Annotated in this window: 13 protein-coding genes; 6 read left to right on the top strand and 7 right to left on the bottom strand. The window is 72.5% G+C overall.

Features of this window, described 5'->3' with window-relative positions; all coding sequences use genetic code 11:
• Nucleotides 1-154: 154 nt before the first annotated feature.
• Complete coding sequence (locus RE421_RS13815) at nucleotides 155-724, top strand: type 1 glutamine amidotransferase domain-containing protein (protein WP_309811113.1); 570 nt, start codon at nucleotides 155-157, stop codon at nucleotides 722-724.
• Here RE421_RS13815 and RE421_RS13810 read toward each other — a convergent pair.
• Complete coding sequence (locus RE421_RS13810) at nucleotides 721-1,053, bottom strand: exodeoxyribonuclease VII small subunit (protein ID WP_309811108.1); 333 nt, start codon at nucleotides 1,051-1,053, stop codon at nucleotides 721-723. The two genes, RE421_RS13815 and RE421_RS13810, sit on opposite strands and share 4 nt — an antisense overlap.
• Nucleotides 1,050-2,420 carry an exodeoxyribonuclease VII large subunit gene (xseA, locus tag RE421_RS13805; RefSeq protein WP_309811105.1) on the bottom strand — a complete coding sequence of 457 codons (1,371 nt, stop codon included), beginning with the start codon at nucleotides 2,418-2,420 and terminating at the stop codon, nucleotides 1,050-1,052. Before xseA ends, RE421_RS13810 begins: the two co-directional genes overlap by 4 nt.
• Before the next feature lie 77 nt (nucleotides 2,421-2,497).
• Here xseA and RE421_RS13800 point away from each other — a divergent pair, with 77 nt between their 5' ends.
• From RE421_RS13800 to RE421_RS13785, 4 genes are all read left to right on the top strand, one after another.
• Nucleotides 2,498-3,433 (top strand): hypothetical protein, encoded by a 936-nt coding sequence (locus tag RE421_RS13800; protein ID WP_309811102.1) that lies wholly within the window; start codon nucleotides 2,498-2,500, stop codon nucleotides 3,431-3,433.
• A gap of 66 nt (nucleotides 3,434-3,499) precedes the next feature.
• Nucleotides 3,500-4,627, top strand: a complete 1,128-nt coding sequence (locus tag RE421_RS13795) for a 4-hydroxy-3-methylbut-2-enyl diphosphate reductase (protein WP_309811099.1) — start codon at nucleotides 3,500-3,502, stop codon at nucleotides 4,625-4,627.
• Nucleotides 4,627-5,136, top strand: a complete 510-nt coding sequence (locus RE421_RS13790; RefSeq protein ID WP_309811097.1) for a gluconokinase — start codon at nucleotides 4,627-4,629, stop codon at nucleotides 5,134-5,136. The genes RE421_RS13795 and RE421_RS13790 overlap by 1 nt, the downstream gene beginning before the upstream one ends.
• Nucleotides 5,137-5,243: 107 nt before the next feature.
• Nucleotides 5,244-6,647 carry a GntP family permease gene (locus tag RE421_RS13785; RefSeq protein ID WP_309811094.1) on the top strand — a complete coding sequence of 468 codons (1,404 nt, stop codon included), beginning with the start codon at nucleotides 5,244-5,246 and terminating at the stop codon, nucleotides 6,645-6,647.
• 83 nt (nucleotides 6,648-6,730) lie between these two features.
• Here RE421_RS13785 and RE421_RS13780 read toward each other — a convergent pair whose 3' ends face one another.
• Nucleotides 6,731-8,413 carry a DEAD/DEAH box helicase gene (locus RE421_RS13780; RefSeq protein ID WP_309817435.1) on the bottom strand — a complete coding sequence of 561 codons (1,683 nt, stop codon included), beginning with the start codon at nucleotides 8,411-8,413 and terminating at the stop codon, nucleotides 6,731-6,733.
• 178 nt (nucleotides 8,414-8,591) lie between these two features.
• A complete protein-coding gene (locus RE421_RS13775) occupies nucleotides 8,592-9,854 on the bottom strand; it encodes a DNA recombination protein RmuC (RefSeq protein WP_309811092.1) in 1,263 nt (420 codons plus the stop codon).
• Nucleotides 9,855-9,998: 144 nt separating this feature from the next.
• Between RE421_RS13775 and RE421_RS13770 the strand changes: the two genes are divergently transcribed.
• Entirely contained in the window at nucleotides 9,999-11,606 is a 1,608-nt protein-coding gene (locus RE421_RS13770; RefSeq protein ID WP_309811090.1) for a DASS family sodium-coupled anion symporter, read from the top strand.
• Between the two features lie 32 nt (nucleotides 11,607-11,638).
• On the opposite strand, the gene RE421_RS13765 is transcribed toward RE421_RS13770, so the two are convergent.
• Genes RE421_RS13765 through RE421_RS13755 form a run of 3 tightly spaced genes read right to left on the bottom strand, consistent with a single transcriptional unit; the run spans nucleotide 11,639 to nucleotide 14,350 of the window.
• On the bottom strand, nucleotides 11,639-12,274 hold the full coding sequence (locus tag RE421_RS13765; protein WP_309811087.1) for a response regulator transcription factor: 636 nt from the start codon (nucleotides 12,272-12,274) through the stop codon (nucleotides 11,639-11,641).
• Nucleotides 12,271-13,521 carry a sensor histidine kinase gene (locus RE421_RS13760; protein WP_309811084.1) on the bottom strand — a complete coding sequence of 417 codons (1,251 nt, stop codon included), beginning with the start codon at nucleotides 13,519-13,521 and terminating at the stop codon, nucleotides 12,271-12,273. The genes RE421_RS13765 and RE421_RS13760 overlap by 4 nt, the downstream gene beginning before the upstream one ends.
• 22 nt (nucleotides 13,522-13,543) lie before the next feature.
• Nucleotides 13,544-14,350, bottom strand: a complete 807-nt coding sequence (locus tag RE421_RS13755; protein ID WP_309811081.1) for an ABC transporter permease — start codon at nucleotides 14,348-14,350, stop codon at nucleotides 13,544-13,546.

Genomic DNA, 14,350 nt, shown 5'->3' with positions numbered 1-14,350 from the left:
CCTGCAGTGAACGTGCATGCCGGAAATTGGAATTCATGACTGGTCAACGAACTGGGGTTGAGCGTATATCCGGGATATCACGAGGTCAATCAGGGCGAATGCCCAGCGCCCGGGACTTGCCAGCACCCCGGGGGGGGATGCCTAGGGTGGGGACATGACTACACAGCAGCTAGCAGGACAGACCATCGCCTTCCTCGCCACCCGAGGGGTGGAGCAGGTCGAGCTCACCTCGCCATGGGAGGCCGTCCAGGCGGCCGGCGGCCAGCCCCGGCTCGTCTCCCTGGAGTCCGGGTCCATCACCGCCATGAACGGTGACTGGGAGCACGCGGACACCTTCACCGTGGACCACGCCGCGGGATCCGTCTCCGCCGCCGACTTCGACGCCCTCGTGATGCCCGGCGGCACCCTGAACGCTGACGCCCTCCGGGTGGACACCGGGGTCCAGGCCTTTGTCCGCGGATTCTTCGAGGCCCACAAGCCGGTGGCCGCGATCTGCCACGCCCCGTGGACGCTCATCAACGCCGGCGTGGTGCAGGGCCGGAAGCTGACCAGCTACCACTCCCTGTCCGAGGACCTGAAGAACGCCGGGGCCACCTGGGTGGATGAGGAGGTCGTGGTGGACCAGGGCCTGACCACCAGCCGGAACCCGGGCGACCTGGACGCGTTCAACGCCAAGATGGTCGAGGAGTTCGCCGAGGGCAGGCACGCCGGCCAGACGGCCTAGCCCCGCTCGGCGCCAGCGCCAGCGCCGGCTCCGGCGTCCGTCCCGGCGACCCTGGCCCGGACCTCGTCGAGCTTGGCGCGGGCGCCGTCCAGCCACGCCTCGCAGCGGTCCGCCAGCGCCTCGCCGCGCTCCCAGAGGGCCAGGGACTCCTCGAGGCCCGCGCCGCCGGCCTCCAGCCGGGACACCGTCTCGACGAGCTCGGAGCGGGCCTGCTCGTAGCTCATCGTCGCGACGTCCGAGGTGTCCGCGGCGGAGAAGCCGTCCACGGCCCCGCCGTGGTCGGTGTCCTGGTCAGTATCCTGGGCGGTGCCCTTGCTGGTGCCGGTCATGCCGTCTCCCCGTTCTCGTCCGTCTCGTCGGTCGCGTCGTGCTGGTCATACTCGTCCGTGGTGGGCTTCCGGTCGGTCTCCTCGGCCCCGCCGATCCCGCCGCCGGCGTGGACCTCCTCGGCCACGGCGCCGAGGCGTCCGGAGGCCACGAGGATGTCCAGGCGTTCGCCCACGGCGACCCGGCCGGCATCGCGCACCACCGGGCCGGGGCCGCCGGTGCCGCCGCCGTGCCGGACCACGGCGTAGCCGCGGTCCAGGGTCTTCTGCGGGGACAGGGACCGCACCCGGGCGCGCAGGTGCCCCACGGCGTCGTGCTCCCGGTCCAGGCGGCCGCCCAACGAGGTGCGGGCGCGCTCGCGGAACCGGTCCAGGTCCTGGGCGCGCTCGTCCACCATCCGCTCCGGCTGGGCCAGCACCGGCCGGGACCGCAAGGCCGCCAGGTGCTGGGCCTCGGTCAGCACGAGCCGCTCCACCCCGGAGGCCAGCCGCAGCCGGGCCCCGCCGATCGCCTCGCGCTCGGCGGCGGCGTCCGGCACGATCCGCTTGGCCGCGTCCGTCGGGGTGGAGGCGCGCACGTCCGCCACGTCGTCCAGCACCGGCCGGTCGGCCTCGTGGCCGATCGCGGACACCACGGGGGTGCCGACCTGCGCCACGGCACGGACCAGGGCCTCGTCCGAGAACGGCAGGATCACCTCCTCCAGGGCCCCGCCGCCGCGCGCGATGACGATCACGTCCACCTCCGGGTGGGCGTCCAGCTCGGCGACGGCGGCCATCACCTCCCGCGGCGCGTTCGCCCCCTGCACGGCCACCTCGCGCACCTCGAACCGGGCGGCGGGCCAGCGCAGGTGCGCGTTGCGCATCACGTCCTTCATCGCGTCCGAGTCCCGGCCGGTGACGAGCCCGATGAGGTGCGGCAGCACGGGCAGCGGCCGCTTGCGGGCCTCGGCGGTCAGTCCCTCGGCTCCGAGGGCGCGGCGCAGCTTCTCCACGCGGGCCAGCAGGTCCCCGATCCCCACGGGCCGCATGGCGGAGGCGATCATGCTCAGCCGCCCGGTCTTGGTGTAGAAGCTGGGCTTGACGCACGCGACCACGCGGGAGCCCTGCTCCACCGTCCCCTCCAGGGTGGAGGCCACGTTCCGCCACGCGGTGACGGGCAGCGAGTAGTCAGCGTCCAGGTCCCGCAGGGTCATCCAGGCGTTGCCGCGGATCACCTTGAATTCGATCAGCTGGCCCTCGATCCACGCCTCCGGGGCCCGCTCGAAGTACCTCTTGAGGTTCTCCGAGAGCACGCGCAGCGGCCAGGGGGAGTCCGGGGCGGTCCCGGCGGCGGTGGCCGGGAGGGCCCCGGGGGCCGGCTGCTCATCCATGCGCGGTGCGTCCTCTCGCCGAGCGGGTGGTGGTCTCCACCTAGGCTAGGCCCCAACACCTCTCGAACGGAGCCACCATGCGCACGGCGCTCTCGATCCTGCTGGCCGTGCTGGCCGGCCTGCTGGCGGCGCTGTCCCTGGTGGGCGCGCGGGCGGAGGCCCTCGTCCACACCCCGGAGCCGCTGCAGCGGATCGCCGGCCCGATGTCCGAGGACCCCGCACTGCGCGAGGCCCTGCCCGCCGAGCTGGCCGAGGTGGTCGGGGACCAGCTGCCGGAGGGGCTGCCCGGATTCCTCGAGTCCTCGGTCACCGGGCTCGTGCAGGGCGCGGCCGGCGGGCTGGTGACGGACGAGCGCTTCCCGGCCGCCTGGGCGGAGACGGTGGAGCAGACGCGCACGGACTGGGCCGGCCGCATGGACCGGCTCGCGGGCCGGGGCACGACGCCGGCTTCAGACCCCGGTGCCCAGGGCGGCACCGTGCACCTGCAGACGGGCCCGCTGCTGGACCTCGGCATCGACCGCCTGGCCGCCTCCGTGTCCGGGCTGCCGGGAGGCGAGACCGTCTCCCAGACGCTGCGGGACGGGCTGGACGGTGCCGCGGCGGACTCCCCGGTGCGCTCGGTGGACCTGTCCGTCCCCGATCCGGAGACGGTGGACCCGGACGCCGTGGCCTGGGCCGTGGACAACCTGTACCGGTGGCCGTGGCTGGCCGGGACCGCCGCCGTGCTGGTGCTGCTGGCGCTGATGGTCGCGCCCCGGCGCCGTAAGGGCACCCCGCTCGTCGCGGCCGGGATCACCGTCCTGGCGGCCGGGGCGGTCGCGCGGTGGGCCCTGGGGCGGATGGCTCCCGCCGCGGACCTGGACGGCATCGCCCGGGCCGCAGCCGGCTCCCTGCTGGACGGGGTCCGCGACTATGCGATGCCGGACACCCTGCTGTTGATCGTCGGCGGAGGGGTCGTCGCGGCCCTGGGCCTGATGGTGGCGCTGGTCTCCGGCCTCCGCGCAGACCGTTGAGTCGTGCCGTTGAGTCGTGCCTCACGTCAACTGGCCAGCAGCGGTGGCGCCGGTAGAATGGAACATATGTCCACCGCCGCTGTCACCCCCACTGCCGCAGCCCCCGCTGCCGGCCCAGCCCCCGTCGCCGTCGGGATGCCCCACATCCCCCGCGCCCGCCGCAGCCGCGACGAGGTGGAGGCGGCCGCCGTCGTGACCGGGGACAAGAAGGTCATGCTGGCCGCGCCGCGCGGCTACTGCGCGGGCGTGGACCGCGCCGTGGTGGCCGTGGAGAAGGCGCTGGAGCACCACGGGGCGCCGGTGTACGTGCGCAAGGAGATCGTGCACAACCGGCACGTGGTGGACACCCTCGAGTCGCAGGGCGTGGTGTTCGTCAACGAGCTGGACGAGGTGCCCCAGGGCGCCCTGACCGTCTTCTCGGCCCACGGGGTGTCCCCGGCCGTCGTGTCCCAGGCCGCCGAGCGCAGCCTGAAGACCATCGACGCCACCTGCCCGCTGGTCACCAAGGTGCACCGCGAGGCCGTGCGCTTCGCCAAGCAGGATCGCAGCATCCTGCTGATCGGTCACGAAGGGCACGAGGAGGTCGAGGGCACCTACGGCGAGGCCCCCGAGCACACCACCATCATCAACAACCCGGACGAGGCGCGTACGGTCCAGGTCGCGGACCCGGACAACCTCATCTGGCTGTCCCAGACCACCCTGTCCGTGGACGAGACCCTGGAGATCGTCGCCATCCTGCGCGAGCGGTTCCCGAACCTGCAGGACCCGCCCTCGGATGACATCTGCTACGCCACCTCGAATCGCCAGGCGGCCATCAAGAAGATCTCCCCGGCCTGCGACCTCGTGATCATCGTGGGCTCGGCGAACTCCTCGAACTCGGTGCGCCTGAAGGAGGTCGCGCTGGAGTACGGCGCGCAGCGGGCCGAGCGCGTGGACTTCGCCCACCAGGTCGACGAGTCCTGGTTCGAGGGTGTGGCCACCGTGGGGCTCTCCTCCGGGGCGTCGGTCCCGGAGGTCCTCGTGCAGGACGTGCTGACCCTGCTCTCCGAGTACGGCTACGGCTCCGTGGAGGAGGTCGTCACGGCCGAGGAGGACATCATCTTCTCCCTGCCCAAGGAGCTGCGGGCGGAGATGAAGAAGGTCGGGGACAACGACCGCTCCCTCGGCGGCCACGGCCGCAACGCCACCAGCTGATGGGATCCGGTCCACTGCACCTCGTGCTGATGGGGATCTCCGGCTCGGGCAAGACCGTCCTGGCCGAGCGGCTGGCCGCACGGCTGGGCGTGCCCTACGCCGAGGCCGACGAGTTCCACCCTCCGGCCAACATCGCCAAGATGGCCTCCGGCACGCCGCTGACGGACGAGGACCGCTGGCCCTGGCTGGAATCCATGCGCGCGTGGATGGACCAGGAGTCGAGCGCCGGCGGGACGGTCTCCACCTGCTCGGCCCTCAAGCGCATCTACCGTGACCTGCTGCGCGGGGCCGCGGGGCGCGTGGTCTTCCTGCACGTGCGGGCCGAGCCGGCGGTCATCACGGAACGGATCCAGGCGCGGACGGACCACTTCATGCCGGCCTCCCTGCTGCCCAGCCAGCTCGCGACCCTCGAGCTGCTCGCGGAGGACGAGGACGGCTGGGTGCTGGAGAACTCCGGTAGTGTGGACGAGCTTGTCGAACGGGCCCTGGCCGTCGTCGCCGGCCTGTAGCGCCGGAGGGTGATGCGGGACGCGGGCCGGCAGGCGCCATCCGCCGCGCACCAGCTCCGCGCCCTGACCGGGCCGCCGGGCCGCGCCCCGAACCGAAGGCCCCACCCATGACCATCGACGACTGGACCCCGACCCTGGGGGCCGGACCGCTGCTCGGCATCGCCGCCGCGGCGATCATCGTGCTGCTGTTCCTCATCATGTACCTGAAGATGCACGCGTTCCCCGCGCTCGTGCTGGTCAGCATCCTGACCGCCTTCGCCGCGGGGATCCCGGCCCAGCTGGTGGTGTCCACCGCCACGGCCGGGTTCGGCAGCACCCTGGCCACGGTGGCCCTGCTGGTCGGCCTCGGCGCCATGCTCGGCCGGCTCGTGGAGATGTCCGGCGGCGCCAAGGTGCTGGCGGACACGCTGATCGGCTGGTTCGGCGAGAAGCGGGCCCCGTTCGCCCTGGGCGTGGCCTCCCTGCTGTTCGGCTTCCCCATCTTCTTCGACGCCGGCCTGGTGGTCATGCTCCCGGTGGTGTTCGCCGTGGCCCGCCGGCTGGGCGGATCGGTGCTGACCTACGGACTGCCGGTGGCCGGCGCGTTCTCCGTCATGCACATCTACCTGCCCCCGCACCCGGGACCCGTCTCCGCGGCGGCGTTCTTCGAGGCCAACGTGGGCCTCGTCATGCTGCTCGGCCTGGTGGCCGCCATCCCCACCTGGTACGTGACCAGCTACCTCTTCGGTCGCTGGGCCGGGCGCAGATGGCAGCTGCCGGTGCCCTCGATCCTGGGGCAGGCGGACGAGGCCCAGGAGAAGAACCCGCCGCGCTTCGCGGTGGTGGTGCTCGTGCTGCTGCTGCCCATGGTGCTGATCTTCCTCAACACCGGTCTGGACACCCTGGCCCGCGGCGGCGTCCTCGCCGAGGGCGTGGGGGAGGCCACCTGGTTCCAGGTCCTGCGCACCCTCGGCGAGACCCCCGTGGCCCTGCTGATCACCCTGCTCGTGGCGATGGTGGCCCTGGGCACCGCCCGCGGCACCGAGAAGTCGGTCATCGAGAAGACCCTCGAGGGGGCCCTGGGCCCGGTGTGCTCCGTCATCCTCGTCACCGGTGCCGGCGGCATGTTCGGCTCGGTGCTGCGCACCTCCGGGATCGGCGACGCCCTGGAGGACTCCCTGTCCGATCTCGGCGTGCCGCTGATCCTGGCCGGGTTCATCATCGCCGCCGTCCTGCGCATCGCCCAGGGCTCGGCGACCGTGGCTCTGACCACCGCCGCCGGCCTCGTCAGCGCCGGGGTGGCCGCCGCCGACTACAACGCGGTCCAGGTGGCCGCGATGGTGCTCGCCGTGGCCGCCGGCTCCGTGGTGGCCTCCCACGTCAACGACTCCGGCTTCTGGCTCGTGGGCCGCTTCTTCGGCATGGACGTCAAGACCACCCTGAAGACGTGGACCGTGCTCGAGACCCTCATCGGCGTGATGGGCTTCGCCATCGCCTGGGCCGTCTTCGCCCTGGCCGGCGCCCTCGGCTGACCCGGAGGAACCAGCAGGAACCTGAAAGCCAGAACACCCCCGACTCGCGAACGAGTCGGGGGTGTTCTGTGCTGGGGGCCGGGTCAGCCGCGGGGCGAGCCCTGGCCGCTGGAGGCGCGGCGGCTGCGGCCACCGCGGGAGCGGCCGGAGCCACCACGGCCACCCTGGCCCTCACCGTGGCCGGCGCGGTCCTGGCGGAAGTCGGTGTTGCGGCCGCCGGTCTCCGAGGAGTAGACCCGGCTGCCCGACGACGGCGCGCCGGCCGAGGAGCCCGCGCGGCGGTTCCCGGGACGCCCGGCCCCACGGCCACCCTGGCCGTCACCGTGACCGGTGCGCTCCTGGGGTGCGCGTTCGTTGCGGGACTGGCCCGAACGCTCTCCGGACGGTGCCGCGCTGCCTGAGCGGCCGGCGCGGGAGCCGCTGCGGCCCCCGGAGCGTCCGCCGCCATGGCCGCCCTGACCACCGCGGCCGCCGGAGCGTCCGCTGCCGCCCTGTCCACCGCGGCCGCCGCCGCCCTGGGCGGACTGCTGGGTGGAGGGAGTGGAGACGGCCAGGAGCTTCTCGAGCTCGGCGGTCTCGAGGAAGATGCGCTCACCGGGGGCCAGCATCTCCAGCAGGGAGGCGTCGGCACCGTCGGCATGCACGGTGGGGGTGATCTTGGCGGCCCGCATCAGGGTGCGGACCTCGTTGCGCTGCTCGCGGCCGGCCAGGGTCACCACGGTGCCGGCCTGGCCCGCGCGGGCGGTGCGGCCGGAGCGGTGCAGGTAGGCCTTGTGCTCGGTGGGCGGATCCGAGTGGATCACCAGGGAGACGTCGTCCACGTGGATGCCGCGGGCGGCGATGTCCGTGGCCACGAGCGTTCCGGCGGTGCCGTTGTGGAAGGCGTCCAGGTTCCGCGTGCGGGCGTTCTGGGAGAGGTTGCCGTGCAGCTCCAGGGCGGTGACGCCGCGCTGGCGCAGCTGCTTGGCGGCCTTCTTGGCGCCGTACTTGGTGCGGGTGAACACGATGGTCCGGCCCGGGGCGGCGCACAGGTCCGCCAGGGTGCCGAGCTTGTCATCGCCGTCCACGGACACCACGTGGTGGTCCATCTTCGCCACGGGGGAGACGGCGGAATCGGCCTCGTGCACCACGGGGTTCTTGAGGTACTTCTTCACCAGCACGCCGACGCCCTCGTCCAGGGTGGCGGAGAAGAGCATCTTCTGGGCCGGTGCGGGGACCTTGTCCAGGATGCGGCGGACCATCGGCAGGAAGCCCATGTCCGCCATGTGGTCGGCCTCGTCGATGACGAGGATCTCCACGCCGGCCAGGTCCACGTGGCCCTGGCCCATGAGGTCCAGCAGGCGGCCGGGGCAGGCCACGAGGGCGTCCACGCCGCGCTGCAGCGCCTTGACCTGGGGGTTCTGGCCGACGCCGCCGAAGATCGTGTGGGAGACCAGCCCCGTGGCCGCGGCCAGGGGTTTGAAGGAGTCCTCGAGCTGGAGGGCCAGCTCACGGGTCGGGGCCAGCACGAGGGAGCGCGGACGGCGGGCCTGGGCCGTGCGGCCGTCGTCCAGCCGGGAGGCCAGCGGCAGCAGGAAGGCATAGGACTTGCCCGAGCCGGTCCGGCCGCGGCCGAGCACGTCACGGCCGGTCAGGGAGTCCGGCAGGGTGGCCTGCTGGATCGGGGTGGGGGTGGTGATGCCCTGCGGGGCCAGCGCGGCGGCCAGGCCGGCGGGCACCCCCAGCTCGGTGAAGCCGCCGGCGGCGGTGTCCGAGGAGGAGGGCAGGGTGGTGGAACCGCCGGAAACGGCGGCAGGCTGAAGAGAAGTCACGAAGAGAGAATCCGTCCGGGTGGAAGAGAAGACCCGGCCCTGGCACTGGCGGGGCGGCATCACAAGAGCCACTCAACGCGGTGCTGGCCGGCACCGGAGAGGAAGGATCCTGCCCGGTTGGCTACCGATCAGTCTACGGCATCCCCGCAGTCCCGCCGTCCCCGGCGGACTCCCCGTCCAGCAATTCCGCCGCGGAGAGGACGCGCGGCGTGGACTCCACCGGGCTGATCGGCGTCAGCCGGTCCCCGTGGCTCGGGTCCAGCTCGCCGATCCGGCGGGCCGAGGGCAGCACCCGGGACTCGAGGGTGCCGACCATGGCGTTGTACTTCTCCACGGCCGACTTCAGCGAGCCGCCCAGCTTGGTGACGTGCCCGCCGAGGGTCCCGAGCCGCTGGTACAGCTGCTGCGAGGCCTCGAAGAGCTCCCGGGCGTTGTCCGTGAGGGTCTCCTGCCGCCAGGAGTAGGCCACGGACTTCAGGGCGGCCAGCAGGGACACCGGGGCCACGAGGGCCACGTTCTTCGAGAAGGCGTGGTCCAGCAGCCCCGGGTCGGACTCCAGCGCCGCGGCCAGGAAGGACTCGGCCGGCAGGAAGCAGACCACCAGCTCGGGGGAGTCCGCCAGCCCCTGCCAGTACGCCTTGGCGGACAGTGCGTCCACGTGGGCGCGGACGGCCCGGGCATGGTCCAGCTGCAGCTCCCGACGGCGGCCGGCGGCCTCGGCGGTCTCGTCACCGGCCAGCTCCTCGGCCTCCAGGACGGCGGCCAGCGGCGCCTTGGCGTCCACCGCGAGCGCCTTGCCGCCGGGCAGCCGGACCACCAGGTCCGGGCGCAGGATCCGGTCCTCATCCCCGCGCAGCACCTGCTGCTCCGCGAAGTCCGTGTGGGCCAACATGCCGGCGGCCTCCACCACGCGGCGCAGCTGGACCTCGCCCCAGTGACCCCGCGCCGAGGTGGACTTGAGGGTGGCCACGAGCGAGCGCGTATTCACCAAGAGAGCCGTATCCGTGGCGGCCGCGGTCTTGAGTTGCTCGGACAGCTGCCCGTACTGCTCCACGCGGTCCCGCTCCAGCATCCCCACCTGGCGCTGCAGGGTCTCCAGGCGCTGCCCCACCGGTGCCAGCGCCCTCAGCACGGTGGACTCGGCGGCCGCGCGGTCCCGGTCCGCGGTGCGCTCTGCGGCGAGCACCCGGCTCTCAGCTTCGGCGGCGGCCAGGGCGGCCTGCGCCTCGGCCAGTTCTTCCCGGGATGACCGGGCCTGGTCCCGGGCCTCAGAGGCCGTGTCCTCCCAGGAGCCCCGCACGCGCGACCAGACCAGCCACGCGCCGAGCACGGCGCCCACCACGAGCCCCGCCAGCACGCAGACGATAGCCACCAACACCACTGCAGAAGTCTCCATGCCTCCAGACTGCCAAAGGGTCCGGACAGGTTAGGCCGCGCACCGCCGCTGTCAGCGGACCAGGCATCGATCTCCGCCGGATGCAGGTCCTAGGGTGAGGTGTGCCACTGGCAGCCTGACCAGGCCACGAAAGGACGGTCCATCATGTCCGACACCTCCGGACAGACACCTTCGGATACCACCCGGCAGCCCGCGGCGGACGAATCGGCCCAGGATCCGCCCGTCGACCACCGGTCACCGGGCGAGCAGGCCCCGGCCGAGGAGCTGAGCCAGCACCGGCGGCGCTGGATCGGCTTCGGTGTCGGGCTGGTGCTCGCCGCCCTGGTGTTCCTGGTGATGCCCGCGGACGTGGAGCACAACGCGCGGCTGACGGCCGCCGTCGCCGTCCTGATGGCGGTCTGGTGGATGACCGAGGCCATCCCCATCCCCGCCACCTCGCTGATTCCCCTCATCGCGTTCCCAGCACTCGGCCAGGACATCGAGATCGGGGCGGTCGGGGCCTCCTACGGCAACGACATCATCTTCCTGTTCATGGGCGGGTTCATCCTGGCGCTGGCCATGCAGCGGTGGGACCTGCACCGGCGCATCGCCCTGGTGACCGTCCGGGCCATGGGCACGAAGCCGGGTGGCGTGGTGGCCGGGTTCATGATCGCCACCGGTTTCCTGTCCATGTGGGTGTCCAACACGGCCACCGCGGTGATGATGATCCCCATCGGTGTCTCCGTGCTGACCCTCGTGGTCGCGGCGGACCGGTCCAATCCGGTGCAGGAGTCCTCGGATCCGAACTCCGGGGACGTCAAGGAGGCCGTGATCAAGTCCAATTTCGGCACGGCCCTGATGCTCGGCATCGCCTATGCCGCCTCCGTGGGCTCGCTCGGCACCCTGATCGGCACCCCACCGAACGCCCTGCTGGCCGGCTACATGGCCGATGCGCACGGGGTGACCATCGGCTTCGGGCAGTGGATGCTCGTCGGGCTGCCCCTCTCACTGGTCATGCTGGTGATCGTGTGGTTCCTACTGACCCGCATCCTCTTCAAGGCGGAGATCACGGAGATCCCGGGCGGGCGCAAGCTCATCAACGAGGAGCTGTCCAAGCTGGGGCGGATGAACTCCGGGGAGATCCGCGTCCTGGTCATCTTCGTCCTGGCCGCCGCCTCGTGGATCACCATCCCGCTGGCCTTCGAGGGGCTCATCAGCGATGCGGGCATCGCCATGGTGGCCGCGCTACTGCTCTTCCTGCTGCCGGCCGGGGCCGCCCGGGGCGTCCGGCTGCTCGACTGGGACTCGGCCGTGAAACTGCCGTGGGGCGTGCTGCTGCTGTTCGGCGGCGGCCTGGCCCTCTCGGCACAGTTCAGCGACTCCGGGCTCGCGGACTGGATCGGCGAGCAGGTCTCCGGGTTGTCCGGGATTCCGATCTGGCTGCTCGTGGCGATCATGGCCATGGCGATCCTCTTCCTCACGGAGCTGACCTCGAACACCGCGACGGCGGCCACCTTCCTGCCCGTGGCCGGTGGCGTGGCGATCGGCGTGGGGGTCGATCCGATGATGCTCGCCATCCCGGTGGCCCTGGCGGCCACCTGCGCGTTCATGCTGCCGGTGGCCACCCCGCCGAACGCGATCGCCTTCGGCTCCGGCTACGTGACGATCGGGCAGATGGTCAAGGGCGGGCTGTACCTGAACCTCATCGGCATCGTGCTGATCACGCTGACCACCATGACCCTCGGCGTCTGGGCCTTCGGCCTGGTGTTCTGACCGTCTACTGCAACGCTGACTCACTGCAGCCGCTACAGCCAGCCGTGATCCCGCGCGGCCAGGGCCGCCTCGGTGCGGTTGGCGGTGTGGGTCTTGCCGATCGCGGAGGACAGGTGGTTGCGCACCGTTCCGGGGGAGAGGAACAGGGCGGCGGCCATCTGCCGCACGCTGGATCCGTCCTGGGCGGCGCGCAGCACGTCCTGCTCGCGGGCCGTCAGCGGGTTCGAGCCGGAGACCAGCGTCTCGGCCGCGAGCGAGGGATCCACCACGCGCCGCCCGGCGTGCACCGCGCGCACCGCCTCGGCCAGCTGCTCCGCGGGGGTGTCCTTGACCACGAAGCCGCCCGCTCCCGCCTCCAACGCGCGCCGCAGGTAGCCGGGCCGGCCGAACGTGGTGACGATCAGGGAGCGGCAGCCCGTCCCGCCCGCGGCGATGGCCCGGGCCGCCTCGATCCCGTCCAGCCCCGGCATGTCGATGTCCAGCAGGGCCACGTCCACGCGCAGCTCGGCCACGGTGGCAGCGACAGTGGTCCCGTCGCCCGCCTGCGCCACCACCTCCAGGTCGGGCTCCAGGGCCAGCAGGGCGGCCAGGGCGCCGCGCACCAGGGCCTGGTCGTCCGCCAGCAGCAGACGGATGGGCCCGACGCCGGCCCCCGCGGCCCCGCTCACAGGTGGACCTCCAGCGTGGTCCCGGGCCGGTCCCGGCCCGGGTGTGTCTCGGTCATGGTCAGCCGCCCGCCGGCCTCCTCCACGCGGCGGAGCATGCCGCGGAGGCCGGTCCCGGTGGACCTGCCGCCCGCTGCGAGGGGCGACCCAGCGGCGGCGGGCGACCCGGCCGGCGTCGTTCTCGGGCCGGTCCCCGGACCGTCCTCGGCGGGGCAGGCGCCCAGGCCGACGCCGTCGTCGGCGACCAGCAGCCGGTCCCCGGCGAGGGTGACGGTGCAGTGGGCCGCGTCCGCGTGGCGGATCACGTTGGTGACGGCCTCCCTCAGGCACCACGCGTAGAGCTCCCGGCGATCGGCGGGCAGCTCGGCGACGGAGTCCGGTTCCGGCAGCCGGGCGGAGATCCCGGCGGCCTGAAGCGCGGTGCGGACCGAGGCGAGCTGGGCGCCCAGCTCCGGCACGTGGAGTCCGCCCACGGTGTTGCGGACCTCGGCCAGGGACTGCCGGGACAGTCCCAGGACCTCCTCGAGCTCGGCCTTGGCCCGCTCCGGATCGGCGTCCACGAGCCGCCGGGCCAGGTCCGTCTTCAGCGTGATGACCGTGAGCGAGTGCCCCAGGAGGTCGTGGACGTCGCGGCCGACCTGTTCGCGCTGCCGGGACAGCGCGAGCTCCTCGGACAGGGCCCGCCCCTTCTCCTCGTGCTCCATGGAGACCCGCAGGGCCACCATGATGACGAGCGCCAGGGACGAGGGGATGATGAGCCACCACGCCCCGGACTCCGCTCCCGCCGAGTACCCGAGGACCGCCCACGCCAGGGTCAGGCCCACCGCCACCGGCACCCCGAGGCGAATGGCGTGCGGGAAGATCCACACGGCCAGGGTGAACGGCAGGAAGTTGAAGGCGTTCAGCCCGGCGCTCGGGACCGTGGCCAGCACACACAGGCCCATCAACGCGGTCACGAGGACGGTGTTGGCCCAGTGCGGCCACCGCTGGATGCGCCAGGGCCAGATGAAGTGCCGGATGTAGAGCGTCACGAACCCGGCCAGCCCGGCCAGGCCCAGCACCTTCTGCTCCCACGGCGCGCCGACGGACAGCATGGCGACCAGCGGCCAGACGAGGAACAGCAGCCAGACCCCGGCCGAGGAGAGCACCGGGAACCGCTCCTCGGGACGGAGCGGCAGGGTGGGCCACTCGCCGAGGCCGTAGGGGGCGTCGATGCGAGCCCGGCCGGACGCAGCGGTGGTGTCCCTCACCGGTGCCACCATCCCGGGGACCTCAGCGCCGCGTGGAGCGGCGCGAGGCCAGCAGGCAGATCGCGGCGAAGATCAGGGTCCATGCCCCTACGTTAGCCAGCAGCATCCACAGCGGGTCACTCTGTGGCGCGCCGGACTCCATGGAGATCACCATGCCCTCCAACTGCGGCCACCGGGTCAGTCCGGCCACGCCGTAGATCGGCGTGAAGCGGGCGATGTCCAGCATGGTCCCGGACAGGGGCATGAACAGGTTGCCGAAGAACGCCAGCACCACGAGGATGCCGGAGGCCGCGGAGACAGCCGCCTCGGACCGGAACAGCAGGGCGGCCGCCAGGCCGTACAGGGCGAAGGGGACGGCCCCGAGCAGGGCGATGCCGCCGGAGGCCAGCCACCTCCACGGATCGGTGAACGTGGCACCGGTCAGGGCCCCCACCGCGAAGATCACCGCGATGGGCAGCGCGGCGATCCCGATCGCCACGAACACCTTCCCGGTCATGTACCCGGCCCCCGTGAGCCCGGTCAGCCCGAGCTGCCGTCCCCAGCCCTGCTGGCGTTCCAGCGCCGCGGAGCCGGCGATCACGGAGGTGGCCATGGTGGCGCCGTACACGGCCATGGCGGTCATGTTGTAGGTGCTGACGTTCCCGTACCCCACGGGGCCGTCGCCGAAGGACGCCAGGGTCCCGAACATCAGGTACAGCACGGTGGGCAGCACGATGATGAAGAACGTGGACTCGACCATGCGCACGTTGCGCAGGAACTCCCAGGCGGCGAACCCGGTGACGATCCGCAGGGCGGACTTCCTCGGGCGGGCGGAGACGGCGGTGGTCAT

The sequence above is a fragment of the Citricoccus sp. I39-566 genome (genome assembly GCF_031432995.1).
Lineage (GTDB): Bacteria > Actinomycetota > Actinomycetes > Actinomycetales > Micrococcaceae > Citricoccus > Citricoccus nitrophenolicus_A.
Note: the sequence above shows the minus strand (reverse complement) of the source record. Positions and strands in the feature narration are given on the sequence as shown.